Annotated in this window: 26 protein-coding genes and 1 pseudogene; 15 read left to right on the forward strand and 12 right to left on the reverse strand. The window is 70.5% G+C overall.

Features of this window, described 5'->3' with window-relative positions; translation table 11 throughout:
* Positions 1-50 precede the first annotated feature (50 nt).
* A complete protein-coding gene (locus ABT288_RS19395; RefSeq protein ID WP_351609012.1) occupies positions 51-1,016 on the forward strand; it encodes an SDR family NAD(P)-dependent oxidoreductase in 966 nt (321 codons plus the stop codon).
* Positions 1,017-1,610: 594 nt separating this feature from the next.
* Here ABT288_RS19395 and ABT288_RS19400 read toward each other — a convergent pair.
* Entirely contained in the window at positions 1,611-2,366 is a 756-nt protein-coding gene (locus ABT288_RS19400) for a DeoR/GlpR family DNA-binding transcription regulator (protein WP_351609132.1), read from the reverse strand.
* 171 nt (positions 2,367-2,537) lie between these two features.
* Between ABT288_RS19400 and ABT288_RS19405 the strand changes: the two genes are divergently transcribed.
* The 6 genes from ABT288_RS19405 to ABT288_RS19430 all read left to right on the forward strand — a co-directional run bounded on the left by ABT288_RS19405 (position 2,538) and on the right by ABT288_RS19430 (position 10,423).
* Positions 2,538-3,770 (forward strand): MFS transporter, encoded by a 1,233-nt coding sequence (locus ABT288_RS19405; protein WP_351609015.1) that lies wholly within the window; start codon positions 2,538-2,540, stop codon positions 3,768-3,770.
* Positions 3,767-4,372, forward strand: coding sequence for an HAD family hydrolase (locus tag ABT288_RS19410; RefSeq protein WP_351609017.1), 606 nt, complete (start codon positions 3,767-3,769; stop codon positions 4,370-4,372). Before ABT288_RS19405 ends, ABT288_RS19410 begins: the two co-directional genes overlap by 4 nt.
* Positions 4,373-5,026: 654 nt before the next feature.
* A complete protein-coding gene (locus tag ABT288_RS19415; protein WP_351609020.1) occupies positions 5,027-7,108 on the forward strand; it encodes a SpoIIE family protein phosphatase in 2,082 nt (693 codons plus the stop codon).
* Between the two features lie 456 nt (positions 7,109-7,564).
* A complete protein-coding gene (locus ABT288_RS19420) occupies positions 7,565-7,792 on the forward strand; it encodes a ferredoxin (RefSeq protein ID WP_053659297.1) in 228 nt (75 codons plus the stop codon).
* Complete coding sequence (locus tag ABT288_RS19425; RefSeq protein WP_351609023.1) at positions 7,782-9,176, forward strand: NAD(P)/FAD-dependent oxidoreductase; 1,395 nt, start codon at positions 7,782-7,784, stop codon at positions 9,174-9,176. Before ABT288_RS19420 ends, ABT288_RS19425 begins: the two co-directional genes overlap by 11 nt.
* Positions 9,177-9,214: 38 nt before the next feature.
* Positions 9,215-10,423 carry a cytochrome P450 gene (locus ABT288_RS19430; protein WP_351609026.1) on the forward strand — a complete coding sequence of 403 codons (1,209 nt, stop codon included), beginning with the start codon at positions 9,215-9,217 and terminating at the stop codon, positions 10,421-10,423.
* A 426-nt stretch (positions 10,424-10,849) separates the two neighbouring features.
* On the opposite strand, the pseudogene ABT288_RS19435 reads toward ABT288_RS19430, so the two are convergent.
* A pseudogene (locus ABT288_RS19435) lies at positions 10,850-11,531 on the reverse strand (transposase family protein).
* Positions 11,532-11,734: 203 nt separating this feature from the next.
* Entirely contained in the window at positions 11,735-12,751 is a 1,017-nt protein-coding gene (locus ABT288_RS19440; RefSeq protein ID WP_351609029.1) for an extracellular catalytic domain type 2 short-chain-length polyhydroxyalkanoate depolymerase, read from the reverse strand.
* Positions 12,752-13,073: 322 nt separating this feature from the next.
* On the opposite strand from ABT288_RS19440, the gene ABT288_RS19445 reads away from it, so the two are divergent.
* From ABT288_RS19445 to ABT288_RS19460, 4 genes are all read left to right on the forward strand, one after another.
* Positions 13,074-13,721, forward strand: a complete 648-nt coding sequence (locus tag ABT288_RS19445; RefSeq protein WP_351609032.1) for a TetR/AcrR family transcriptional regulator — start codon at positions 13,074-13,076, stop codon at positions 13,719-13,721.
* Between the two features lie 38 nt (positions 13,722-13,759).
* Positions 13,760-15,253 carry a carboxylesterase/lipase family protein gene (locus ABT288_RS19450; protein ID WP_351609035.1) on the forward strand — a complete coding sequence of 498 codons (1,494 nt, stop codon included), beginning with the start codon at positions 13,760-13,762 and terminating at the stop codon, positions 15,251-15,253.
* A 309-nt stretch (positions 15,254-15,562) separates the two neighbouring features.
* Positions 15,563-15,820: a hypothetical protein gene (locus ABT288_RS19455; RefSeq protein WP_351609038.1), complete on the forward strand. Its 258-nt coding sequence runs from the start codon at positions 15,563-15,565 to the stop codon at positions 15,818-15,820.
* 175 nt (positions 15,821-15,995) lie between these two features.
* On the forward strand, positions 15,996-16,298 hold the full coding sequence (locus tag ABT288_RS19460; protein WP_351609041.1) for a hypothetical protein: 303 nt from the start codon (positions 15,996-15,998) through the stop codon (positions 16,296-16,298).
* A 183-nt stretch (positions 16,299-16,481) separates the two neighbouring features.
* Here ABT288_RS19460 and ABT288_RS19465 read toward each other — a convergent pair whose 3' ends face one another.
* On the reverse strand, positions 16,482-16,859 hold the full coding sequence (locus ABT288_RS19465; protein ID WP_351609044.1) for a winged helix-turn-helix transcriptional regulator: 378 nt from the start codon (positions 16,857-16,859) through the stop codon (positions 16,482-16,484).
* 157 nt (positions 16,860-17,016) lie between these two features.
* Between ABT288_RS19465 and ABT288_RS19470 the strand changes: the two genes are divergently transcribed.
* From ABT288_RS19470 to ABT288_RS19480, 3 genes are all read left to right on the forward strand, one after another.
* Complete coding sequence (locus ABT288_RS19470; protein ID WP_351609047.1) at positions 17,017-17,985, forward strand: NADP-dependent oxidoreductase; 969 nt, start codon at positions 17,017-17,019, stop codon at positions 17,983-17,985.
* Positions 17,986-18,014: 29 nt separating this feature from the next.
* Positions 18,015-18,335, forward strand: coding sequence for an NIPSNAP family protein (locus ABT288_RS19475; RefSeq protein WP_351609050.1), 321 nt, complete (start codon positions 18,015-18,017; stop codon positions 18,333-18,335).
* Between the two features lie 77 nt (positions 18,336-18,412).
* Positions 18,413-18,859, forward strand: a complete 447-nt coding sequence (locus ABT288_RS19480) for a GlcG/HbpS family heme-binding protein (RefSeq protein ID WP_351609053.1) — start codon at positions 18,413-18,415, stop codon at positions 18,857-18,859.
* Positions 18,860-19,209: 350 nt separating this feature from the next.
* On the opposite strand, the gene ABT288_RS19485 is transcribed toward ABT288_RS19480, so the two are convergent.
* From ABT288_RS19485 to ABT288_RS19520, 8 genes are all read right to left on the reverse strand, one after another.
* On the reverse strand, positions 19,210-19,971 hold the full coding sequence (locus tag ABT288_RS19485; RefSeq protein WP_351609134.1) for an SDR family NAD(P)-dependent oxidoreductase: 762 nt from the start codon (positions 19,969-19,971) through the stop codon (positions 19,210-19,212).
* On the reverse strand, positions 19,972-20,112 hold the full coding sequence (locus tag ABT288_RS19490) for a hypothetical protein (protein ID WP_351609056.1): 141 nt from the start codon (positions 20,110-20,112) through the stop codon (positions 19,972-19,974).
* Between the two features lie 80 nt (positions 20,113-20,192).
* Entirely contained in the window at positions 20,193-21,095 is a 903-nt protein-coding gene (locus ABT288_RS19495; RefSeq protein WP_351609059.1) for an endo alpha-1,4 polygalactosaminidase, read from the reverse strand.
* Positions 21,096-21,270: 175 nt separating this feature from the next.
* Positions 21,271-21,678 (reverse strand): DUF3592 domain-containing protein, encoded by a 408-nt coding sequence (locus ABT288_RS19500; RefSeq protein ID WP_351609061.1) that lies wholly within the window; start codon positions 21,676-21,678, stop codon positions 21,271-21,273.
* 351 nt (positions 21,679-22,029) lie between these two features.
* Positions 22,030-22,698, reverse strand: coding sequence for a diiron oxygenase (locus ABT288_RS19505; protein ID WP_351609063.1), 669 nt, complete (start codon positions 22,696-22,698; stop codon positions 22,030-22,032).
* Positions 22,698-22,862 (reverse strand): hypothetical protein, encoded by a 165-nt coding sequence (locus ABT288_RS19510; protein ID WP_351609066.1) that lies wholly within the window; start codon positions 22,860-22,862, stop codon positions 22,698-22,700. The genes ABT288_RS19505 and ABT288_RS19510 overlap by 1 nt, the downstream gene beginning before the upstream one ends.
* A 145-nt stretch (positions 22,863-23,007) precedes the next feature.
* On the reverse strand, positions 23,008-23,226 hold the full coding sequence (locus ABT288_RS19515; protein WP_351609069.1) for a hypothetical protein: 219 nt from the start codon (positions 23,224-23,226) through the stop codon (positions 23,008-23,010).
* A gap of 262 nt (positions 23,227-23,488) precedes the next feature.
* Positions 23,489-23,920: a MerR family transcriptional regulator gene (locus ABT288_RS19520; RefSeq protein ID WP_351609072.1), complete on the reverse strand. Its 432-nt coding sequence runs from the start codon at positions 23,918-23,920 to the stop codon at positions 23,489-23,491.
* Positions 23,921-24,034: 114 nt separating this feature from the next.
* On the opposite strand from ABT288_RS19520, the gene ABT288_RS19525 reads away from it, so the two are divergent.
* Positions 24,035-25,108 carry an alkene reductase gene (locus ABT288_RS19525; protein WP_351609075.1) on the forward strand — a complete coding sequence of 358 codons (1,074 nt, stop codon included), beginning with the start codon at positions 24,035-24,037 and terminating at the stop codon, positions 25,106-25,108.
* Positions 25,109-25,161 lie beyond the last annotated feature (53 nt).

Below are 25,161 nucleotides of genomic sequence, written 5' to 3' on the forward strand. Positions count from 1 at the left end.
TCAGGGCGCCGCTTGACTTCGAGTGCCCTCGAATTCGTAGCGTTCCGGGTATGAGCACTGCACAGCACAAGATCGGATCCGGTTTCGGCGCCACCAGCACCGCCGACGACGTCCTGGAGGGCATCGACCTGACCGGAAAGCTTGCCCTCGTCACAGGCGGCTACTCGGGGATCGGCCTGGAGACCACCCGGGCGCTCGCCAAGGCCGGGGCCCAGGTGGTCGTGCCCGCCCGCCGCCCGGCCACGGCCGAACAGGCGCTGTCCGGCATCTCGGGAGTCGAGCTGGACGAGTTGGACCTCGGCGACCTGGACAGCGTGCGCGGTTTCTCCGAGCGGTTCCTCGCCTCCGGACGGACCATCGACATGGTGATCGACAGCGCCGGGATCATGGCATGCCCGGAGACACGGGTGGGGCCCGGCTGGGAGGCCCAGTTCGCCACCAACCACCTCGGTCACTTCGCTCTCGTCAACCGTCTGTGGCCCGCGATCGCGCCGGGCGGCGCCCGGGTCGTCTCCGTCTCCTCTCGCGGGCACCACTTCTCCGGCATCCGCTGGGACGACATCCACTGGCGGCAGGGCTATGACAAGTGGGAGGCCTACGGTCAGGCCAAGACCGCCAACGTCCTGTTCGCCGTGCAGCTCGACAAGCTCGGCCGCGATGCCGGTGTCCGGGCCTTCGCCCTGCACCCCGGCGGCATCATCACCCCGCTCCAACGGCACCTGCCCAAGGAGGAGATGATCGAGCGCGGCTGGATCGACGAGGACGGCAACGTGCTCAACCCCGAGGGTTTCAAGACCCCGCCGCAGGGTGCGGCCACCCAGGTGTGGGCTGCGACCTCGCCGCAGCTGGACGGGCTGGGTGGCGTCTACCTGGAGGACTGCGACATCGCCGAGCCCGCGCCGGAGGACGACGCCGAGCGCTTTGGGGTGAAGGACTGGGCGATCGACCCGGAGCAGGCGGCTCGGCTGTGGGAGGTGTCGGCGGAGCTCACCGGCGTCAACGCGTTCGCCGCCTAGAACTCCCGCGAATCCGTGGCAGGTTCGGGGACGCGGAGTCCCAGGGCCGGCATGGCGTGACTGGTGCGGCCGTTGCCAGGGCCCCGTGGGAATCGCCGACCGTTCGGTGTCACCGCCGGTCGGGTGGTTGATCAGGCCGGCCACGCCCAGTGCCGTACCCCCTAGCACGCGGTTGGTCCCGCCCGGTCGCCGTGCTGGGGGGAACCAGCCTTACGGATACGGTACGGCGGTTGCGGCCGGTCCTGCGGGGTATGCCCGGCGACCGGGCCGGAACGTCTGCCAAGGATGCGCCGACGATGGGAGTCATCCCCCAGCGTCTGCGGATCGGGGCGCAGCCCCTCCTTGATGGCCTTCGAGCCGGGCGGTGGGCAGCCGAAACGAAAGGCGTTGCGCGAGGCAGGAGCCGGCCGCCCCGGACCAGGTGCCAGACATCGACGCGATGACGGACGAGGAACTGCGGAGCGCCGGGAGGGATGCGCACACCGGTCAGGTGGGGCGAGCTTGAACGATGTGTGTTGCCCAGATTCAATCGGTCGCAGCAACATCGACTGTCTGAGCTGATAGCGGCAGGCCGTGACGTACGACCCGGGCAGCTCAGGGCTGCGCATGGACCACCTGTACGCCGCGCTCCCGCATCGTCTCCACGACCGGGTTGTCCGGTGCCGCGTCCGTGACGACCAGGGCGATCTCTTCCAGTGAGCAGACGCGCCCGAGCGCCGTGCGCCCGAGCTTCTCGGCCGTGGCCACCAGGATGACCCGCTGAGCCGAATCGAGAGCCGCCCGTTTCACCCGGACGTCGTCGAGGTTGTACGCGGTGGCTCCGCGGGCCGGGTCCACCCCGCAGCAGCCCAGCACGAAGGTGTCGAAGCACAGGTCTTTGAAGGTCTCGGTGGGCGTGTGGCCGTAGAAGGAGAGCTCTCCGGACCGGACCTGGCCGCCGGGCAGCAGCAACTGGATGCCGGGGTACGAGGACAGGGCGAAGGCGGCGTGCAGCGACAGCGGGGTGACGGTGAACTGCCGGTGCTCCATGGCCTTCGCGACGGCCACCAGGGTCGTACCGGTGTCCAGGGCGATCGTCTCGCCGTCCGTCAGCAGCGACAGCACCTTGCGCGCGAGTCGCTCCTTCGTCTCCATGCCCGACATGGCGCGGATCGCGTACGGCGGTTCCACCCCGCCCGGCAGGTTGCTCACCGCGCCGCCGCGCACCCTGCGCAGGGCACCGCGCGACTCCAGCAGCTCCAGGTCCCGGCGGATCGTCATTTCCGAGGCGCCCGTCTCCCGGGCGAGGTCCGCCACGGTGGCGCGGTTCTCCCGCATGAGCAGCTCGATCACGAAGTTGTGTCTCTCCATCACGTTCACGCCAGCGATGGTATCGGCCGGGCCAGCGGGATGGCGCTTTGCGAACACCTATCCTGTTCAAGTGGTCATAAAGTATGAGAGTGTTGGCGTGCTGATCTCATGTGAACTGCACTTTTCTGGTGGGTCGGATGTGCGTTCACCAGTCGTCCCTTGAGGAGTTCGATGTCCACAGCCCGAAGAGCAGATCCGCCCGGGGCCTCGCGACCACCGCTCACGACCGTGGCGATCGTCGCCTCCTGCGTGGCATTCGTGGTGATCGGAGCCCTTCAGGCCCTGTACGGGCCCGCGATCCCTGCGTTGCGCAAGGACTACGGCATCAGCCCGGCCGTGGCCGGACTCAGCCTGAGTGGACACTTCGCTGCCGCGGTGGTCGGCGTGCTCCTCTACCACCTGCTGCGCGCGCGACTGGGCCATCGGATACTGCTCGGCGCCTCCTACCTGCTCATGGCGATCGGAGCGGTAGGCTTCGCCCTCGCGCCCGACTGGCCCCTGGCCCTGGTCGGCACCTTGGTCATCGGCCTCGGCTTCGGCGGTGTCGACTACGGTCTCAACCAGTTGTTCGCCATGGCCTTCGGCCGTCGCAGCACCGCGATGCTCAACCTGCTCAACGGCCACTTCGGCGTGGGTGCGATCGCGGGGCCCGCCCTGGTGGGATGGCTCGGTGCCGAGCGCTACCCGGGCATCTTCCTGGGCGTCGCCGCCGTCTGTGTGCTCATTCTGTTCACACTCCGCGGCGTGCCCTCCCGGGAACCCCGGCCCGTCGCCGAGGCCGCTGCCGGCACGGGTGCGCGCGTCGCGCCGATCATCGCCGCGTTCATCGGCGTCTACGTGCTGCACGTGGCCATCGAGACCGGAGTCGGCGGATGGGAGCCCACCCATCTGGAGACCGTGGGCTATGCCGCCGCTACCGCCGCCACCGCCACGTCGGCGTACTGGGCCGCCATGACCATCGGCCGCTTCGTCGTGGTCCCGCTCTGCCTGCGCTTCTCGGCACCAGCGATCCTCACCGCGTGCTGCGCGGGCATGGCGGGATTCCTGCTGCTGGCGACACTTCCCTCGGTGGCGCCCTACGCCTACTTCGGGGTGGGCCTCGCCATCGCGCCGATCTTCCCCACGTGTCTGCCCTGGCTGAACCGGGCGGTGCCGAGCGTCGCCGCGGCCGGCGCCTATGTGATGGCCGCGTCGATGATCGGCGGCGTCGCCTTCCCGCCCCTGCTCGGTGTGGTGATCGACGGTCTGGACGTCAAGGCGCTCCCGGTCGTCCTGTTCGCCCTGGCCGGCAGCTGCCTGTTGCTCGGCTTCTGGCTGCGCCGCAATGCCCCCGATCCCGACGGGCTGCCCGCATCGAGCCCCGGCTCAGCCGAGACCACAAGCCCTTCGGAGGTACAGGCGTGAAAGCCGTCCTGTTCGACATGTTCGGAGTCCTGGCCCGAGTCCAGTCCCCGGAGTCACAAGCCGCGATCGAACGAACAGCAGGTGTGAGCGGAAAGCGTTTCTGGGACGCCTACTGGTCACTGCGTCACTCGTACGACCGCGGTGACATCCTGGGCTCCGCCTACTGGCAGCGCGTGGGTGAACGCCTCGGCATGCCCTTCACCGGCCGGCAGGTCGAGGATCTGATCGCCGCCGACCTGGCCGGCTGGAGCGAGGTGGACCAGGAGAGCGTGGACTTTCTGGCCGAGCTGGCCGACGGTGGAACGCGTCTCGGACTCCTCTCCAACATCCCGGAAGAACTCGCCGCCCACTACGAGGACACCCAAAAGTGGCTCGGCCATTTCAGCGTGGTCGGACTGTCCTGCCGGATCGGCAGCGCCAAACCGGAACCGGCCGCCTACGAGTGGTGCAGCCGTGAACTCGGGCTGCCCGCCGAGGAGATCCTGTTCGTGGACGACCGCTCCGACAACGTTCAGGCCGCCCGCCGGGTCGGCATGCGCGGCCACCTGTTCACGGGCGTCGGGGCCCTCGCCGCGGCGCTGGAGGAGGGGAACACCGGGTGACGTCGGCGCCTCTCCTGCTCGTCCTGTGCGGTGCGGTACGGGTGAGGACGGATCCTGGCCTTGGCGGTCCCGGCCCGAAGCCGGACGCGCCGTCGTCGGGGCAGCGCTGTTCGAACTCGCCGTCGCGCGGCGGCTGGAGCTGTCCGACGACCGCGTTGTGCCATGTGGCGGTGGGCAGTCCCATGGCATGGTGCAGGACGAGGTGCTCCGTCGCGTCGGCGCGGCCTTCCGTGAGCGGCCGCCCTGGGAGTGAGCGGAGTCGCTCGGCCCCGAAGCGCTGCAGCCTGTCGAGGAGGAATGTGCCGGAGCCGCCGCGCTCGGCGCGCGTGTGAGCGCGGCGAGGGCGCGGGTGCGTCGCGCCGCCGAACGACCCGACGTCTCGGACACCTCGGCCCTGGCGGTCGCCGTGCTACTGATCGCCGCCCGCCAGGGACACCTCGTGCGGCCGACGGCCCTGCCCGCGGACCGGGCGCGCCACGCGGCACAGGCGATCGCGCTGTTGGCACGCGGCGTGCCGCATGTCGAACCGGGCACCGGGCAGTGCCTCGGCCGCGGTGCGGCGAGCGCGCTGGGGCGCCACGTCCGAGACGTCTCGCGAGACGGGGAGCGGCGTACAGGGGCCAGGTGCAGGCTGGATCGTGGAGGTGGGTTGCCGTGGCCCAAAACGAAGCCGTCTCGCCGGGCGAGGGCGCTGCAGTACTGGAGGCTCTGTTCCACCAGTCGCCCACAGGCCTGTTGATCTTGGATACGGAGCTGCGCATCCTGCGGATCAACCTCACCAGGCCGGCTCTGCACGAGGCGCCTGGTGAACAGATCGTGGGCCGACACGTCACCGACGTGTACGACCTTTCCGCACCTGGTGAGGTGGAGGCGATGCTGCACAGCGTGCTGGAGAGCGGCACCCCCGAAGGGGGGCGCCTCGTGGCGGTGCGTCCGAAGGGTGCACCGGGGCCGGAGTACCTGTTCTCCGTCTCAGCATTTCGGCTGGAGGACTCGCAGGGGAGGATCTGGGGGGTGCTGACGCAGATGCTCGATGTCACCGAACGCGAAAAGGTGGGCGCCCGCATACGTGTCCTCAGCTCGGTGCGCGAGCACGTGGGGCGCACCCTCAACGTGGTGGCCACCTGCCAGGAACTGGTGCAGGCAGTGGTGCCGGACCTCGCCGACATCGCCGTGGTGGAAGTGGTGGACGCCGTGGTACGCGGCGAGGAACCTCCCCCATGCCCTCTGGGACCGGAGGTGCCACTGCGCCGTGCCGCCTTCGGTCACAGCGGCGGCGAGGAGCAGATCGGGGCCCATCCGGTGGGCGACGTGCGCGCTCTGCCAGCCCCCACGCCCTACGCCCAGACGCTGACCGACCTCAAACCCCGCCTCGTCGCCCTGACACCCGACACGCCCTGGCTGGCAGCGGACCCGCCACGCGCCGAGGCGATCCGCGCATCTGGTGCCCGCCTTCTCATCACCGCACCTTTGACGCTGCGCGGAACCGTGCTGGGACTGCTGAGCCTGTACCGCACCAACCGTGTCGACGCGTACGACAAGGACGACGTCACCCTCGCCCGCGCGGTGGCCGCTCACACCGCGCTGTGCATCGACAACGCCCGTCGCTACACCCGCGAACACACCATCGCTCTGACGGTCCAGCGTCACCTGCTGCTGTCCCACCCTGACACGCGGACCACCGTGGAAACCGCGCACCTGCACGTGCCGTCCGAGGTGGGGGGAGGCAGCGGGTTCGACACCTTCGACCTGTCCGGCGCCCGCACTGCACTGGTGGTCGGCGAAGTCGCCGGCCAAGGCCTCCACGCGGCCACCACCATGGGACAGCTAGGGACTGCCGCCCGCTCCCTGGCCGCTCTCGACCTGGAGCCCGACGAGCTCCTCGCCCGCCTGAACGACACCGCCATCAGTCTCGCCGAGGAACGCGCAGCCCTGCCGCCCGGCGAGCCCGTGCCACTCACGGCAAGCTGCGTGTACGCGGTCCACGACCCGCTCGCCCAGACCTGCACCATCGCCCTGGCCGGCCATCCTCCACCCGTCATCGCCCATCCCGACGGGACCACCGAGATGCCCGACCTGCCCGCCGGACCTCCCCTGGGCACCGCCGAGGGACCCCCCTTCGCCGCCACCACAATCTCCGTCGCCGACGGCAGCGTCCTCGCCTTCTACACCGCGTCACTGCTGCACACCTCCCCGTCACCGGACACCCTCCAACGGGTCCTGGCCCACCCTGAGCGGCCACTGCAGGATCTGTGCGATGACGTGCTCTACCGGCTGCGGAACGACACCTGCCACGGCGACGTCATCCTCCTCCTCGCCCGCGCCCACCCGTTCCCCGCCGACCAGCTCGCCACGTGGCATCTCGACCACCACCCCCAAGCCGTTGCCGCGGCGCGTACCCACGTCCGCCACCAGCTCATCCTTTGGGGAGTCGATGAGGAGACCGCCTACACCACCGAAATGATCGTCAGCGAACTGGTCACCAACGCCATCCGCTACGGCACCCCGCCTGTCCGGTTGCAGCTCATCAAGGACCGCACCCTCACCTGCGAGGTCCACGACAGCAATTCCCTCGCGCCACGGCTGCGCCACGCGAAGACGATCGACGAAGGCGGGCGCGGCTTGTTCATCATCGCCCAACTCGCACAGAACTGGGGCGTCCGCTACACGCTCGACGGCAAGTCCGTCTGGGCCGAGCAGACCCTGCCGCCCGTAACCACAGCCCGACCCCAGTAGCGGCCGGTTTGTCCCGACAGGGATCGTTCGGCGCCCGTCCGGAGTTCCCGCGGAACCGCCCCACTCAGACTGCGGACCCGGCAAGCCCGCCCGCCACCGGCTGCTTCCGCCGGGGTCGGGCTGGTGCTTGCGAACGTCCACCTCGACGAGGCGGGCCATCGGGACCGGAGCCAGGCCAGATGTGAAGGGCGTCGCGGCGGCCGGAGGGGAGCCAGCGCCTACGGCCGCCCGAGTCGCGCCCCTGCCCGTCCGTCCGGCGTTCAGGCGGCCGACAGCGCCCCGTCTCCCTTGCGGTTGGCCGGTCGGGTACGCATCGGCGTGCCCGGCAGCCTTCGCCTTGCGAGCGCCCTGCGCACGGGCCCATCCTGAAAGAGGCATGCCGACCACCGTATGGACCGAGCGCAGACGGCTGCGGGCCCGGCGGCGACCGCGGCCCGTGCAGGGAGCGGGTTCCTGATGAGGCTTGTCGTCGATCTCAACCGGTGCCAGGGATTCGCACAGTGCGTCTTTCTCGCCCCGGACGTCTTCTCCCTCCACGGGGAAGAAGCGCTGCTGTTCTCGCCTCGCTTCGACGAGGCACAACGTGACCGGGTGGAGAAGGCCGCTGCCGCCTGCCCGGTCCAGGCCATCCTGGTCGACTACTCCGACGAGCCGACGAAGCGGGTCGAGCCCCATGTCGGCTGACACGGACGTCCAGGTCCTGCGGCGTCAGGGTCGCATCGTCGTGGTCGGTGCCTCGCTGGCCGGTCTGCGCGCGGCGGAGACCCTGCGCGAGCAGGGCTTCACCGGATCGCTGACCATGATCGGCGACGAGCCGTACGAGCCCTACGACCGGCCGCCGCTGTCCAAGCAGGCACTGCTCGGGCGCGCCCGGCCCGAGGACACCGCGCTGCCGCGGCGGCGCGACATCGACGCGGAATGGCGTCTGGGTATCGCGGCCGAGAGCCTCGACCGGGCCGCCAAGCAGGTACGCCTGACGAACGGCGAAACCGTCCCCTACGACCGCCTGCTGATCACGACCGGGACCAGGGCGCGGCCCTGGTTCCACCCGGAAGAGGCCGCGCTGGACGGAGTGTTCGTGCTGCGTACGCGCGACGACTCCGCACGCCTGCGCCGGAAGCTGACCGGGGGCGTGTCCAGGGTGCTGGTGATCGGCGCCGGTTTCACGGGCTCGGAGGTCGCCTCCGCCTGCCGCGAGCTGGGCCTCGATGTCACGGTCGCCGAACGCGGCCCGGCGCCGCTGGTGGGCGCGCTCGGCGGAGTGATCGGCGCGGTCGCGGACAGGCTGCAGCGGGAGCACGGGGTCGACCTGCGCTGCGGCGTCAGCGTCACCGCCCTGGAGGGCGACGATGTGGGACGGCTCAGGCGCGCCCATCTGTCCGACGGTTCGGCGGTCGACGTTGAGGTGGCGGTCGTCTCGCTCGGTGCCATGCGGAACACGGAATGGCTCGCCGGCTCGGGGGTGGCCGCGGGTCCCCGGGGGATCGCGTGCGACGCCGGGTGCCGGGTGTTCGACGTCAACGGCATCGTCACCGACGACATCTACGCCGCAGGGGACGTGGCCCGCAGCCCGCACCCGCTGTTCGACTACCAGTTCCTGGCGCTGGAGCACTGGGGCAACGCGGTCGAGCAGGCCGAGATCGCCGCCCACAACATGATCTGTGCGGGTCCGGATCGCCGTCCGCACCTGTGGCTGCCGATGTTCTGGTCCTCCCAGTTCGGTGTCAACATCAAGTCGGTGGGTGTCCCCTCGCTGGGCGACCAACTGGTGGTCGCCCAGGGGTCGCTCGCCGAGGAGCGGTTCGTTGCGGTGTACGGGTACCGCGGCCGCGTCATCGCCGCGGCGTCCTTCGACGGAGCCAAGTGGCTGGGGTTCTACGAGCAGCAGATCGCGTCCGGCGCGCCGTTCCCGCCGCAGTACCGCACGGTCGACCGCCGGACCGAGACGCTGCAGCCGGTCGACCCGGCCTTCCCTGACCCCCATCTGCCCACCCATGGGGCCACGGTCACGCTGACGGGTCACTCGCCGAGCGAGCGGCGTGTCGCGTTCGTTCCGGCGCATGTCTGACCATCGCCCTGTACCGCCCGGAGCCCTCAGGAGTCACCATGACGTCCGGCACGCTCGTCGCGCAGATCACCGACTACGCCAATCGGGCCGATCCGTACCCGCTCTACGCGGAACTGCGCAAGCAACCGGTCAGGCGGGAGGACGACGGCTCCTACCTGGTCAGCACCTACCACGAGGTGCGGAGCCTGGCCAACGACCCGCGGCTGAGCAACGACACGAGCAACCGCCCGTCCGGCTACGCCCGCGTCGGGCAACCGGATCCGGAGACCGGTCTGCCGCCCAGCTTCATCTTCACCGACCCGCCCGTGCACGACCGGCTGCGCGACACCATCAACCGGCCGTTCGGTCCCCCGCACAGCCCCAGGTTCCTCGACGGCCTGCGCGGAGAGCTGGCCAAGGTGGTCACCGAGCTGCTCGACGCCTTCGAAGGCAAGGACCAGGTCGACATCGTCGAGGACTTCTCCTACCCCCTCCCCGTCACCGCCATCTGCAAGGTCCTCGGCGTCCCGCGCGAGGACGAACCGCGCTTCCACGGCTGGGCCGATGCCCTGGCCTCGTCCCTCGATCCCCACCCCGGCGACGACGGCGGCCAGGAAAAGGGACAGCGGGCCCGCCAGGAGCTGGGCGCCTACCTGGCCGATCTGATCGAGACCAAACGCCGTCACCTCGGCCCCGGGATACTCAGCGCGCTCGCCCCCGACATGACACCGGCCGACCTGGAGGCCACCGCGGTGCTGCTCCTGGTCGCCGGCCACGAGACCACCGTCAACGCCATCAGCAACACGACCCTCACCCTGCTGCGCCACCCCGACGTCCTCCACCGGTTCCAGAAGGAGCCGAAGCTGGCCGTCCCGCTCATCGAGGAGGTGCTGCGGTACGAGTCCCCGGTCCAGTTCATCCCATTCACCACCGCCCTGGCCGATATCGAGGTCGCCGGCACCACGATCCCGGCCGGCTCGCCGGTCTGGCTCATGCTGGCCGCGGCCAACCGCGACCCCCAACGCTTCCGGGACCCCGACCGGTTCGACCCCGACCGCAAGGACAACGAGCACCTGGGCATGTACACCGGCATCCACTACTGCTTCGGCGCCCCGCTCGCCCGCATCGAACTCCACGCGGCCATCCCCGAATTGTTCCGCCGGGTCAAGTTCTCCGGACTGCTGGAGGACCCGCCGCCGTACCGCGCCAACGCGGTGCTGCGTGGCCCCCGGCACCTTCCCGTGGCGATAGAAGGCCTCGTGCCCTGAGCACCGCCACAAGGGCCGGGAGAACTGGACCAGCTGGACCGGAGCAGAGAGAAGGGCCCGGCCGAGTACGGCGCTTGCTGACACCGTTGTCGCGCACCGTCGTTCCCTGTCCGGTCGCCGCGGTCTGCCCGGCGCACTGGAGTGGGGCTCTGCGAGTGGCGTGGCTGATACGACGCGCTCATGGGCCGCTTCCACTGCCGGCCTCTCCGTCGCCTTTTGCGTCCGCTGCCGGTCGTGGCGTGACGTTCCCAGCGAACGGCGACCCCGCCAAGGTCGCCAAGGTCGTACTCACCGTCGCCGACCTCGACGAACCCCCGCTGCGTCTGCTGCTGGGCACCGACGCCTACACCTACGGACGTGCCGCCGTAGCGGACGGCGAGCCCCCGCCGGTCTTTGGTCTCGGGGGCCGCGCAGGCGGGCGGCTGGTCATGGTGGGCGTTGTGGGCGTGTGTCCCAGCGGTGGGTGGTCCGGGCCCGGCGGATCAGGCTACGGATGATGATGATCGTGTCGGCGAGGTCGAAGAACGCCTCGATGACGCGGATCTGCCGTTCGTGGCGGCGTGCGATCCGGTGGAAGGCCGTCCCCTTGCGGGCGATCCGGCCGTGCGGCCCGCGCTCGCCGAGCAGGGTGCGTGACTTCGCCGAATCGTATCCGGAGTCGAGGTGCACGGTGATCTCGTCCGGTAGTGGCCCAAGTTCGGTCAGTAGGCCCAGAGTTGGTGCCAGGAGCGGCGAGTCGTGGCAGTTGGCGCCGAGCAGGACGCGGCCGAGTGGGATGCCGTAGCCGTCGGTCACGCCCGACCGCTTCATGCCTTGCTTGCCCCGGTCGACCGGCGAGCCACCGGCCGCTTCACCGCCGCCTGGGGCCTTGCTGATGGCGCCGTCCACGGCGATCTGGTCCAGGACGAGACCGACGATGCGGTCGTAGGCGTCGAGCGACATCTGCCTCAGCCGGGCGAACATCCCCAGGCGTATCCACTCGTGCCGGCGGCCCCGGAAGGAATTGGAGCAGCCTGTCGAAGACGATCCGGTCGCTGATCCGGCGTCGGTGGCAGCCCAGCGGGTGGGTCGCAGCAAACTCGGGTCGCTGCGGCAGCAGCGCGGCGATGGGTGCTCGAGCGGGCGGTGTCGTCGGCGCGTGCGCATCGCGAGTGTTCCGGACGGACCGGCCGATGCGCGGGAGTCACGGTGGTCTCCGTGATCCCGCTTGGCGCGTCGGCCGCGACCATGGACGTTCGGAAGCGGCGGTCAGCCGATCGGTGACCACGACCGGACCGTGGAACCGAAGGGATCGGCGAGCATGCGCGCCGATCAGCCGCCGAGGGCGTGGACCATGTCGACGATGGCGGTCATCTGGGGGGCGCTTCTGACCGCGAAGTCGGAGCCGGTGTAGCCGAACCAGTCCCAGCAGCCTTGCGGGTTGAGGGGCCAGACGCTGGAAACCGCCTGCGGGTAGAGGACGACGAGGTCGTTGGTGTCGGCGTAGGTATCGAGGTTGCCCCTCTCGGCGAAGGCGGTGCCGAGGAGTTGCTGGGCGGACAGGCAGCCGTGCAGGGCGACCACCAGCTTGCAGGGCGCGCCCTGGGCGCAGTTGGGCGGGACGTACAGCTGGCCGGTGTCGTCCATGGACACGGCGCGGGCGGAGCCACCGGGGACGTAGGCGTTCTGGTCGAAATGGGTGAGCGAGCCCTGCGGAGTGCCGGTGTTCCGCGGATTGACCGTGCCCAGCCAGGTGGTGAGCATCTCGCGCTGCGGGTCGTCATGGCAGTTGTTCAGGAACGGGGGCAGGGTGAGTGCACAGGGGACGACGCCGTCGGGCGTGGGCCAGGAGTGCCCGGCCGGATCCCAGTTGTGGTACGTGACGTGGGCGCCGAAGTGCTCGTAGAAGTCGACACCGGCCCGGGAGACGAGCGGGTTGACGACCGGGTCGAGGTAGCCGTGGTAGGTGTAGACCGGCTTGCCCGCCAGGTTGGAGACCGGGTCGATGCGCCCCTGGGCCGCCCAGTCGGTGGCCTGCTGCTCCAGTTGGCCGACGCCGAGGCCGAGATCACAGGTGACAAGGTCGACGACCTTGCCCTGGCCGCAGTCGTACGGACCGGCGGCGACGATTCCGGCACCGTCGAAGGTGCCGGAGTAGGCGACCTGGAGCTGGGTGGCCATGAAGCCGCCGGAGGAGACGCCGGTGACGTAGGTGCCGGTGATGTCCAGGCTCGGCAGCGGTGGGGCGGCGGCCTCGGCGGGAGCGGAAAGGCCGAGGGTGGACAGGGTCGCCGCGGTGCCGAGCACAGCAACGGCGCGGACGGCTCTGCGCAGGGAGCGGAACCTCATTGTGCACACTCCGTGTGGGTGAAGGACGGTGCCGCCGGTGCGGGCGGGCCCGAGGCGACGGAACGGCGGCCGGTCCTGGAGCCCTTGGGCGTCCCGCCGGACAAGCCGTCGGACGGTTGCTGCGGGATGCGGGGCGGGGCTGGTCACCGGAAGGTCCCTCGGGTGTCACGCTCGGCTGCCGGTCGGACAGTTCGGTCAGATTGCCAACCAATCGATTGGTTGTTTCAGCTTCGTTGCGAGCTACCTTCCGGCTTCTGCGCTAGGGTGTCAACCAATCGATTGGTTGGAACTCGCAGGAGTATTGGAACTCGCAGGAGTAGCAGTGGAACTTCCCGCCTGGGAGCCCCGCCGGGTCGTGGCGATGGGCGCCGTCCTGCCCGATGGGGTGACGCCGGCCGGTACGCGCGGGCGGATCCTGCAGGCGGGCCTGGAACTGTTCGCCGAGTCCGGCTTCGCCGGCGCCTCGATCCGGCAGATCGCGGGCATCGTCGGCATCAACTCCGCGACTCTGTACGCGCACTATCCCTCCAAAGGGCACGTGCTCGCCGCGTTGGTCCGCATCGGCCACGAGGAGATGCTGGCCCGCCTCACCGAGGCCGCGGACGCCACCCGGGACGACAGTGCCGGCCGGCAGCTGGCCGCCCTGGTCCGCGCCCACGTGCTGCTCCACACCGACTATCCGCTGCTGGCCGTCGTCACCAACAGCGAACTGCACGCCCTCGCCCCCGATCTCGCCGAGCCTTCGCTCGAACTGCGCGAACGGTGCCGCCGTATGCTTGCCGATGTCCTCGAACTCGGCGTGGAATCAGGCGAGTTCAGCCTCGACGACCCGGTGATGGCGGTGACCGCGATCGGCGGCCTCGGAGTGCAGGTCGCCCAGTGGTTCGGGCCCGCCCTCGACCGTACCCGCGAACAAGTCGCCGACCAGTACGCGCAGTTCGCGCTGCGCATGGCCGGCGTCCACCGCTGAGCGTTCGCCCCGTCCGCCCCTCGAGCCCAGGAGCGACCGTGAGACCAGTCCTCGGCACCCGGCACGGTGCCGTCCGCGGCACCACCGGTCCGGACGGCATCGCCTGCTTCAAGAACATCCCGTACGCCGCGGCCCCGACCGGACCGCTCCGCTTCGCCCCGCCCCGCCCGCCGGCCGCATGGGACGGGACGCGCGACGCCGGCATCCACGGCCCCACCGCGCCCAAGGCCCCGTACCCCCCACCGATGGACCGTCTCATCCCCGAGGTAGACATCCCGGGCGAGGACTTCCTCAACCTCAACGTCTGGACCGCCGACCCCGCAGGACGGCTGCCCGTCATGGTCTGGCTCCACGGCGGCGCGTTCAGCAACGGCTCGGGCTCCGTCCCCGGTTACGACGGCGCCGCGTTCGCCCGCGATGGCGTGGTGCTGGTGACGCTGAACTACCGCCTGGGCGCGCACGGTTTCCTCCACCTCGGCCCCGAGGACACCGCCCCGGCCAACCTCGGTCTGCTGGACCAGATCGCCGCCCTGGAATGGGTGCGCGACAACATCGCCTCCTTCGGCGGCGATCCCGACCGCGTCACCGTCTTCGGCCAGTCGGCCGGGGCCATGAGCATCGGCGCGCTTCTCGCCATGCCCGCGGCCAAGGGCCTCTTCCACCGCGCCGTACTGCAGAGCGGAGCGGCCCATCACGTGCTGTCCCCCGGTTCCGCGGCACGGGTCGGGAGACGGCTGGCCGCCCTGCTCGGGGTGCCGCCCACCCGTGCGGACTTCGCCGCCGTACCGCTGCAGCGGCTGCTGGCCGCGCAGCAGCGACTGCGCGCGGAGATCTCGGCGCGCCCGGACCCGGCACTGTGGGGTGAGGCGGCCCTCAATCTGATGCCCTTCGAACCCGTCGTCGACAGCAGCACCCTGCCGCGCCCGCCCATCGAGGCGATCACGGACGGTACGGCCGCGGACGTCGATGTGCTGGTGGGCTGCACCCGGGACGAGTTCCGGCTGTTCACCGTGCCCACCGGGCTGGCCCGGCTGGTGACCGACGACCTCCTGGACAGCACGGCAGCGGCCTATGGTCTGCCGCCACAGGGGGTGCTCGTCTACCGCGCGGCCTTCCCCGACGCGAGTCCGGGCGACCTGTTCGCGGAGATCGCCACGGACTGGTTCTACCGGGTCCCCGCCCTGCGGCTGGCCGAGGCCCGGGCAGGCCGGGGCGCCCGCGCGTTCGTCTACGAGTTCGCCTGGCCGTCCCCGGTCCTCGGTGGAGACCTCGGTGCCTGTCATGCGGCCGACGTCCCGTTCGTCTTCGACAACCTGGCCGACCCCGGCTTCGCGGCACTCCTCGGCGACACGCCTCCGCAGCACATCGCCGACAGCATGCACGCCGCCTGGGTCGCCTTCGCCACCACCGGCGACCCCGGCTGGCCCGCCTACCACGTACCCGACCGCACCGTCCGCCTCTTCGGCGCAACGCCCACCCTCGTCCGCGCCCCTCGCGAGCACCTGCGAGCCCTGTGGGACGGTGTGCGCTGACCGCTCGCCCGGTCGATCTCACCGCAGGGCGCCTCGACGCGCCACTCCAGATCGGGGAGATGCGGGCACGCCTGGGGGACTTCGCCGGCAGAATCCTCTGCTCGCACACGCCTCAGGAACCGGCCGACCAAGGCTGACCACGGCCGGCCGGGTGACGGTCACGCCCCATCGCGTCACCTGGCCGCGCGGCCGGCGGAAGCAACCCTTCCCGGGTGTGCGGCGGTCTTACCAGGCGTCGAGCCCAGAGGATCAGCCTCTGTCCATTCGTACTGTTCGTACTGGCAAACCGACTGGAAAGGGGCGCACTTCATGGTGCTGCATCCCGACTTCTGCCTGGACGTTCCGGAGGGTTTTGACGACTCGGACGCGGAGACCGGAGTGCATGCCATGGCCAGGAAGCTGTTCCTCGCCACAACCGCCGCGGAGGCCTTCAAGAAGGCCCATGAGTGGGTGCAGGACCAACAAATCCGGCTGTCGGACGTGTCATGGGATTTCCTCCACGACGAGCCCGAGCCCTACTGCCTGAGCATCTACTTCACGTTCGAGCTGGATCCCGAAGGCACCTGAGCAGGACTGTGCAGTCTTGACTCCGGTGCCGCCCGCTCGCCGTCGGTCAGGCGTCCCGCTGAGCACAGCAACACGCCGAGCCATCTGATCAAAGAGGCAGAGGCGGCGTTCATGGATCCCATGAACAGGGCCGCGCGACCTCAACCCCCGGCCCAGGTTCACCAACTACACGACCATGCTCCTCGGAGCGGAGTCCTACCCGACCCCGGTCCGCAGCACCTTCCACGGCCTGTCCTCCGGGATCGCGAAGGTCGGCGCGTTCGCCGGAGCGCTCATCGTGCCGCTCGTCCTGGCCGACGGAGGCCTCCGCGTCGTGACACTGATCGCCTCCTGCTGCTTCCTGGCAGGCATCGCGACGACCTTCCTGGTACGGGAGCCCAACGGGCTCGCCCTCGACGACGTCAGCGAGGACCTCACCGTCCAGACGGTGCCGACACCCGCCGCGGCGATCTCGTCGGTCGAGGAGGTCCAGGCGTGACCTCGGGTCGAGATCGCTCGGCCCACGCCGGTCGGCATCGGTCGCCCGTCCGTGCTCGACCGGCTTCGCCGCAGCGATCTCGACCGCACCACCGCACGCCTGTCATGAGCAGTTTCGCGGAGCCCGCCCTCGGCAACGTGGTGGGTGCCGGCCGACGCCGCGGACTGTACGGGCGCGGCCTCGCTATGGCGCGGCCGGCTCGGGCCGGAAGGCGTGGTCGATGTTCTCCTCGACCCAGGCGCGGAGCGCGTTGAGCGGGATCGCGGCGCTCTGGCCGAGGGGGGTGAGGGCGTACTCGACGTGCAGGGGGACGGCGGGGTAGACCGTGCGGTCGAGGATGCCGAAGTCCTCCAGGCGGCGCAGCGTCTGCGTGAGGACCTTGGGGCTGACGCCCTGGAGCCTGCGCTGGAGCTCTCCGAAGCGCTGGGGCCCGTCCTCGAGGGCGCCGATGGCCAGCGCGGACCACTTGTTGGCGAGCAGGTCGAGCAGGGCACGGCAGGGGCACTGGGCGGCGTAGACGTCGTGGTGCGCGTGCTGGCCGCTGGGGCAGGTGGTCGTCATGCTCGCTCCCTCTCCTCACCAGGTCACTTCCCAATGGGAAGTACTAGACCTTGAAGGTAACCATATCCCCGGGGATAGCGTCGTCGACGTCAGCGGGAGAGCCGCCAACGGCCCCCGCATGATGCCCTTTTCAGGTTGCCTTCTCAGGAGATGACGCATGTCCGCAGACATGATGCGCGCGGTGGTCCAGGACGGTTTCGGCGGTCCGGAGGTGCTGCGGGTCCAGCAGGTGCCGCGCCCGGTGCCGCTGCCCACCGAGGTGCTGGTGCGGGTGCACGCGGCGGGGATCAACCCGGTGGACTGGAAGACCCGCGGCGGGACCGGCATGGCCGGGGTGCTGGGTGAGCCGCCGTTCACCCTGGGCTGGGACGTGTCCGGGGTGGTGGAGGAGGTCGGCTTCGGTGTGACCACGCTGAAGGCCGGCGACGAGGTGTACGGCATGCCGTGGTTCCCGCGCGCGGCGAACGCCTACGCCGAGTACGTGACCGCGCCGGCCCGGCAGTTCGCCCGCAAGCCCGCCACCCTCGACCATGTGCACGCCGCCGCCGTGCCGCTGGCGGCGCTGACCGCCTGGCAGGCCGTGGTCGACACCGCCCACGTGCGGGCGGGCCGGCGCGTCCTGGTCACCGCCGCGGCCGGCGGGGTCGGTCACTTCGCGGTCCAGTTCGCCCGGCACCTGGGCGCCCACGTGATCGCCACCGCCAGTGCCGCCCGCCACCCCTGGCTCAAGGAACTCGGGGCCGACGAGACTCTCGACTACACCACCACCCGCTTCGAGGACGCCGCCGACGACGTCGACGTCGTCATCGACCTGGTGGGCGACGCCCACGACAGCACCAGCACCCGCTCGCTGAAGGTCCTGCGCCCCGGCGGCCTGCTGGTCGCCATCCCGGCCGGCGTCTCTCCCGAGTTGGCCCAGGCTGCCGAGGCGGCCGGCGTGCGGGTCACCCCGTTCCTGGTCGAGCCGGACGGTGCGGCCCTGACGACGATCGCCGACCTGATCGACGCCGGCCACGTCGCCGTAGAGGTGGAGGAGACCTTCCCGCTGGAGCAGGCCGGCGCGGCCCACGCCCGCGGCGAGGCCGGCCGCACCCGCGGCAAGCTCGTCCTCACCGTCGCCAACTGACGATTCCAGCACGCACTTTGGAGAGCACCGTGTACTACGAGATCCGCCGCTACCAGGCACAGCCCGGACGCCGCGAGGAGTGGGTCCGCTACATGGAGGACACCGTCATCCCCTTCCAGACCTCGCTGGGCATGGACGTGACCGCCTCCTTCGTCGACGAGCAGGACGAGGACGGCTACATCTGGATCCGCCGCTTCGAGGACGAGGCCCACAGCAAGGCCCTGTACGCGGCGGTCTACGACCACGGCCGCTGGAGGAACGAAATCGGCCCGGTCGTCCACGACTTGCTGATTCCGGAGAAGACCGTCGTCACCCGCGTGGTCCCCACCCCCGCCTCACCGCTGCGCTGACGCGGCCCCGACCGCTTTCCGCCACCCGCACAGAGCAACAGAGCAGACGAGCACAGCCCAGCAACAAAGGAAAGTTCATGAGCACAGACACCATCCAGAAGTCGTCCCCCGCCTCCTCGATCACCCAAGCCGCCGCCGGCGCACTCATAGCGGCCGTGCACACGGCTGCCGCCCGGATCGGTTTCGCGGCGGCCGTCGCCGTCACCGACCCGGGCGGACATCTGAAGGCATTCGACCGGGCCGACGACGCGCCCTTCCTCACAGCCGAGGTCGCCCTCGACAAAGCGTGGACCGCGGCCGCCTTCCACATCCCCACGCACGCGTGGAACGACTATCTCGCCAACCCGCAGATCGCACCGCTGTCCGGCCACCCGCGTCTGATGGCGGTCGGTGGCGGCTACCCGATCATCGAGAACGGCCGGTGCGTCGGCGGCCTCGGCATCTCAGGCGGCAGCTACGAGCAGGACCAGCAGGCCGCCGAGGAGGCCCTGGCCGCCCTCGGATTCGAGTTGCCCGCTCATTGACGAGGTGTCATCGAAGCTCTGAGAAGCCCGGCTGACGGTCTCCGCGGCCCGCACAGACCGGCTGTCGATCACGGTGGCCACCGCGTACGGGGACTTCTTCATGGCGGGCCGGACCGGGCGGCGCGTTCGTCGTGGATCACGTTGAAGACCCCGGCTGCCGTCCACTGCGGTTGAAGCCGCTGAGCATGGCGGGGGAAGGGAATCCGCAGGCAGATACCTCGACTTGATGCCCTCCGAGCAACCGGAACCGGATCGCGTCGAAGATCGCCACCGTGGGTGGCCTCCGGCCTCACCGGCGTTACTGCCCTGCCGGATGACATCGCAGAGCGGCAGCCCGTCGGTGTGCGCGGTCACGGCACCGGCTGGCGGGCGGAGGTCGTGGATCCCATGAACCGGACCGTGCGGCGTCGGCCGGCCGTGCGGGCCAGGGCCGCCATCGCGCGGTTGAGGCGGCCGGAGACGACACTCGGCGGTGGCGTGCGGCGGTCGAGCGTGCGCAGTGCCGTGGCAACGACATCCTGCGGGGACCGGCGCTTGCTGCCGCCGTCTGCCGCATCCGCGCCGACGACGTCGAAGAACTCGATGCTGGTCGCACCGGGCGACAGCGCGAGCACGCGCAGCCCGGTCCCGCGGGATTCGTGCCACAAGGCCTCGGTGAAGTGCAGCACGAAGGCCTTGGCCGCCGCGTGGACAGCCATGTTCGGGACGCGGACGTACGCGGCCGTGCTCGCGACGTTGACCAACATTCCGGCGCCGGCGGTCCGCAGCGGCTCGATGAATGCCCGGCTGATGTCGACGACCGCCGCGATGTCGACTCTGACCTGCTGGCCGAGCCGCTTGGGGTCCTCGGTGTGGAACGGGCCGAAGGCACCGAATCCGGCGTTGTTCACGACACTGGTCACCTCCAGGCCGCGGCGCGCCACCTCCTCGGCGAGGGTCTGCCCCGCGGCGGGCAGGCTCGGGTCGAGGGGGATGACCGCGGCCCCTACGCCCGGACGGCTGGGTGGGCAGCGGCGGCACGATCGACATGGAGCGGGCCTTCGACGAGGCGGTCGCCGCAGCCCGCGGATGAGGAGGGCGTCAGGCTCAGTCCGGGGAGACTGCCGTCGCAGTCAGCGGGTTCGCGGCGCCCTCGTTCCCGCGCCCACCACGCGGCCGGCACCGTGTCCGTCGGCGAGGGCGACCAGGTGGTCGAAGTGCCGGACGCCGACGGGCCGTTCGCCAGGCAGTTCGCCGTGATGGTTCCCGGTCATGGCGAACGCGTCGGCCCGCAGGCGCTTGCCGAAGTGCGGCCGGCAGGCATGGATCGAGCCGGGCGGCGAATGCCGGTGCGTCAGGACTCGCCGCAGGTTTCCCGGTGGTAGTCCTTGTGGCCGACGGGCACGAGGTCCAGGTCCCGCCGGACGATGCTGATCGTGTCGCCCCAGCCCCGGCACGCCTTCTTCATGCCCTGCTCGGTGTACTCGATCACCATCATGTGGTTGCCGAACGCGGCGGCGTAGTCCTCGCATTCGTCGTACTGGCCGCACTCCTCCACCACGGCGAAGTCGACACCGACCTGCTTGCGGTACGGAGCCAGCGCCGCCGTGTTCTTCTGACCGATGGCCAGGCCCCGCGCGTGCGCGTGGGCGGCGAGCAGGGACAGGAACGCCTTCGCGTCGTTCGCGGTGAGCAGTCCGTGGGGCACGCGTGTGTAGCTGTCGTAGTTGTCGGGATCGATGGCCTTGTAGCCCTTGGCAGCGCATGCGTCGATCCAGGCGTTCACCTTCCGCGCGATCCGCTTGCGCTTGGCGTCGGTGTGAACGTCCAGCATGGCCTCCCCCCAGTCCTTGTCCATGACGACCTTGCCCGCCCTGTCCCGGAGCAGCAGATCGGCATCCCACTCCTTCTCCGCGCCCGGCTGGGCCTGGAAGGCGTTGACGTAGCAGATGTTGTAGAGCCCCGGTGCGGGCGGCGCCGTGTGGTCACGGACGACGACGGACACCCCGGCCGGCGGGGTGTAGGGACCGCCGAGCTGGTAGTCGAAGCCCGCGCGCACAGGCGGAAGCATCACCTTGGACGATCCCTCGACCGCGTTCCCCGACGCCGCGTCGGTCCCGGTCGACGCGGTCGCGGAAGAGGAAACCGCCTGCTCCGTATCCTCGCCGTGCGAACAAGCAGTGGCGAGGAACGAGGCGACGGCGGCCGACACCGCGCAAGCCACAGCGGAGCGACGGGGAAAGATCTGATTACGCATGGTCGACAAGCTCCAGATAGGAGGGGGCATGACCCGCCGCGGACGCCGACAGCGATCCGGGCGACTCGACTGCCCTGGTTTGACGCGGCGCTTCACGGCCGGAGAGGAAGGGGGTCGCCAGAGGACACCGGGGCCGCACGCGGCACCGCCGTCGGCCGCTGCCCGGATGACGCGCTCACGTCGTCAGGACGATCAGTACGCCGGCCCCGAGAAAGGCCATTCCGCCCAACAGCAGGGACACCGCCGTCCCCATCATGTGCCGCCACATGTGCACCCGTGCCGTCTGGGGATGCCGACCTTCATACACCACCGGAACCTCACGCCCGGTCTCCAGGCCCATTCCGGTCCCCCGCATCCGGGGTGAGAACTCCACGCGGTGTCCCTGCTGGTCGTGGAAGGCGATGACCGGCACCCAGATGTGCCCGTCGTCCTCGGCCACCTGCGTGTTGGTGACCACGACGCCTCGCGTGTGAATGCCGTCCCGCCGCAGCCGCCGCACCACAGCCGCCTCCCGCCACGCGACGGCGAAGAGCAGCACGGCCGCCGCAGCGCACAGCACCGCGCCCGTAGTTCCGTTCGACATCGACCGCTCTTCCCGTTCCGTCCGGCACGCCGAGTCCTCGCAGCCGAGGAGACGCAGCACCCGGAAAGGCGGTTGCAACACCGGATGACCCGACGGCAGGGAACGTTCGGCCCGGTGAACCTTCCGCGTCCAGCCCGCATCTTCCCGCGCGACCGCCACCACACGCCCAGGAGAACAGACCGTGGCCGACAGGGACGTCGCGCGGACCGACGAGCGGCGTCAGGCCCTACGACCCGGGGCCGTGGTGGGCGGGCCCGCGGCCGTCCCGGTACCTGGGGCCGGCCGTGCAGTGGCATGAAGGCGTCGAGTGGTGACACGTGGTCGGGCCGCCTGGCCCGGGGTCGACTCGAGTCAGTCCCGTGGGGGAAGCCAGCCTCGCTGGACGGCGTGGACACCGGCTTCGAAGCGGCTGCGGGCGTCGAGGCGGTCCATCAGTTCGGCGGCCAGCCGTCGTGCGGTGCGTGGGGAGACCCCCAGCCGGGTGGCGATGGAGATCTCCACCGCGGTGGTGAACGCGAGGCTCACCAGGTCCCGCTGCCAGGGGAGCGGGTGGGCCTCGCGGTGCTCGCGGTGGCGGGCGATCAGCTGCGGCAGCGGGATGTCGCTGTCCCGGACGTGCCACGCCCGGTTGCGCCGCATGGTCGTCGCGGCGTTGAAGTGCATCAGCGTGTGGTACTGCTCGTCCACGGCCGCCTGCAGCACGGTGCTCTGGAACACCGAGCCGTCCGCGCCCGAGAACCAACGGTCGAGGGCGCGCTGGAACGTCGGTCCGACGATGTACTGCTCGATGACCATGGTGTGCCGGTGGAAGGCCAGACCCGCGAGGAACAGCGCCTTGTCCAGGGCGACGGGGTCGATGTCGGACACCCCGGGGTGGCGGTGGAAGGGGGTCAGCGAGAGGGGGTAGTCCGGGCGTCCCACCTCGTAGAAGGCATCCAGCGGTGGTTCGTCCCGTCGCACCGCCGCCCGCCGGTGCCAGTTCCCGGACAGCCGGGACAGCACCGCGTTCTCGGCCTCCACTACTGACCCCAGGTCAGATCGTCGAGGCTCACCGTGCCGGCCTGGACCAGGGCACCGGAACCGGCCGCCGGCGGACGCGGCGCGGCCGTGCCGGCGTGGGCACCCGCGAGGACCGCCAGGGCAAGAGCGCCGGTGAGGATCGCGAGAATACGGTTGACGCGCATGGGAAAGCCCTCTCTGATTCGTTCCGCCGCATCAGCGCAACAGCTGGTCGCCTCCGTGCCACAGATGATTCCGGGGCGCCCGTCGGGCGGGAAGCCAATTCGGCTGGACTAAAGCGTCCCTGGCATAAAGCGGCCTGTGTGGGGTTCACTCCGGGTCGCACGGGCGCCGGGCGGCGAGACTCTCGAACGCCGGCAACGGCAGTACGGCGCCGCACTCGACGAGCGCGATGTCCGCCGTCTCGGAACCACTGCTCAGGGCACGTGCGACCACCTCGGCCGCAACCTGCTCGGCTCGGGCGAGCGATTCCGCCACCAGATACAGCCCCACCACGAACTCCCGGCCCACGCCGACCCGGTGGAGCACCGCGTGCTCGAGACCATCGTCCGGCCGGGCGCACGCCCTGAGGAGTACGGTCAGTCCCTCCGGAGGAGGGAGGCCGTCACGGACATTCCTGAAGCGAGCATGAATGAGAAACACGGCATCCATACTTGTGCCTGCACGGAGCCCTCGCACCGCCTGCGTAGTGGACCCTTTGTGCCACTGCCTAAAACGTCCTGCCGGCACACGCGGCCTTCGGGGGGCGCCCACCCTGGTCGGCCGTCCCGTTCTTGGGGAAGGCGTGCGGTCAGCTCTCCAGGACGCGTGGCGCGCTCGTCCCCTCACCTGACCCATGGCGCGCTCGGACACTTTGCGCGCGTGCCTCGCTGTCCCGATGGGCCCGGGCCGTGGCCATCAGGACGTCCAATGCGGCCCGGGTCCGCACGAGTTCGTCGATGTGCTCGGAAAGCCGGTCGCGCTCCTGCGCCATCCGCTCGAGAGCGGCATCGGAGTTGCCCTCGCTGGGCGCGTCGACGCAGGGCAGCAGCTCGGAAATCGTGCGGCTGGACAGACCCGCCGCGTACAGGCGCTGGATGAATCGCACCCGCTCCACCTCGGCCTCCGTGTAATGCCGCTGGCCACTGGCGCTACGGCTACTGGTCAGCAGCCCCTGCTCCTCGTAGTAGCGCAGCGACCGGACGCTGACGTCGGTACGCGCCGCGAGCTCGCCGATCCGCACGACTGCCTCCCGTGGTGAACCACGCCACATCGCTTGCCCCTGACATCCATGTCAGGTTTTAGCGTAGCGCTGTGCCCGGCATCCGGGTACGCGATACGGACGGAGGAGCCCGACGTGACGACGTTGTTCAGCAGCTACCGACTCGGCGACCTGACCCTGCCCAACCGGATGGTGATGGCCCCGATGACCCGCGTCAGGGCCGCGGCCGGCGGCCTCGCCACACCGTCCATGGCGGCGTACTACGCGCAACGCGCGACGGCCGGACTGATCGTGTCCGAGGGCGTGCAGCCCAGCCTCGTCGGGCAGTCCAACCCGGGCACGCCCGGACTGCACACCGAGGAGCAGGCCGCCTCATGGCGCGCCGTGACCGACGCCGTACACATCAACGGCGGACGGATCTTCGCCCAGCTCATGCACGGCGGCCGGGTCTCGCACCCCGACACGACCGGCCACCAGCCCGTCGGCCCCTCGGCGATCGCCGCAGTGGGCGACGTCTTCACCCCGACCGGCCCGCAGCCCGCACCCACGCCCCGCGCACTGGACACCGCCGAGGTGCCCCAGCACGCCCACGCCTACGCCGAGGCCGCTCGCCACGCGATCGACGCGGGCTTCGACGGAGTCGAACTCCACGGCGCCAACGGCTACTTGATCTCCCAGTTCCTCTCCTCCAACGCCAACCGGCGCACGGACCGCTACGGCGGCACGATCGCGGGCCGGATCCGGTTCGCCGTGGAGGCCGTGGCCGCGACCGTGGACGCGATCGGCGCGGCCAGGACGGGCATCCGCCTCTCCCCGGGGGGCGGCTTCTGGGACGTCGAGGAGAGCGACGCACTCGCCCTCAACACCGCGCTGCTGACCGAACTGGCCCGGCTCCAACTCGCCTACGTCCACCTGGAAATGACCGTGGACGAGGAGGTGCTCATCGGCCTGCGCCGCGCCTGGCCCGGCACCCTGATCGTCAATCCGGTCCTCCCGATGGGCCCCAAGCAGACCGGCCGGGCGGAAGCCGACCACTGGCTGGGCCTGGGCGCCGACCTGATCAGCTTCGGCCGTGGCTTCCTGGCCAACCCCGACCTCGTCGAACGTCTCCGCACCGGCCTGCCGATCGCCCCCGCCGACGAGGCCACGTACTACCAGGGCGGCGACATGGGCTACCTCACCTATCCGGCCTACCAGCACACGGCCTGACACCGCCGGGGGGAGAGGGCGACAGAGACGGCCCGGCCAGCCATGCGCCCCGC

The sequence above is a fragment of the Streptomyces sp. NPDC001093 genome (genome assembly GCF_040298985.1).
GTDB lineage: Bacteria > Actinomycetota > Actinomycetes > Streptomycetales > Streptomycetaceae > Streptomyces.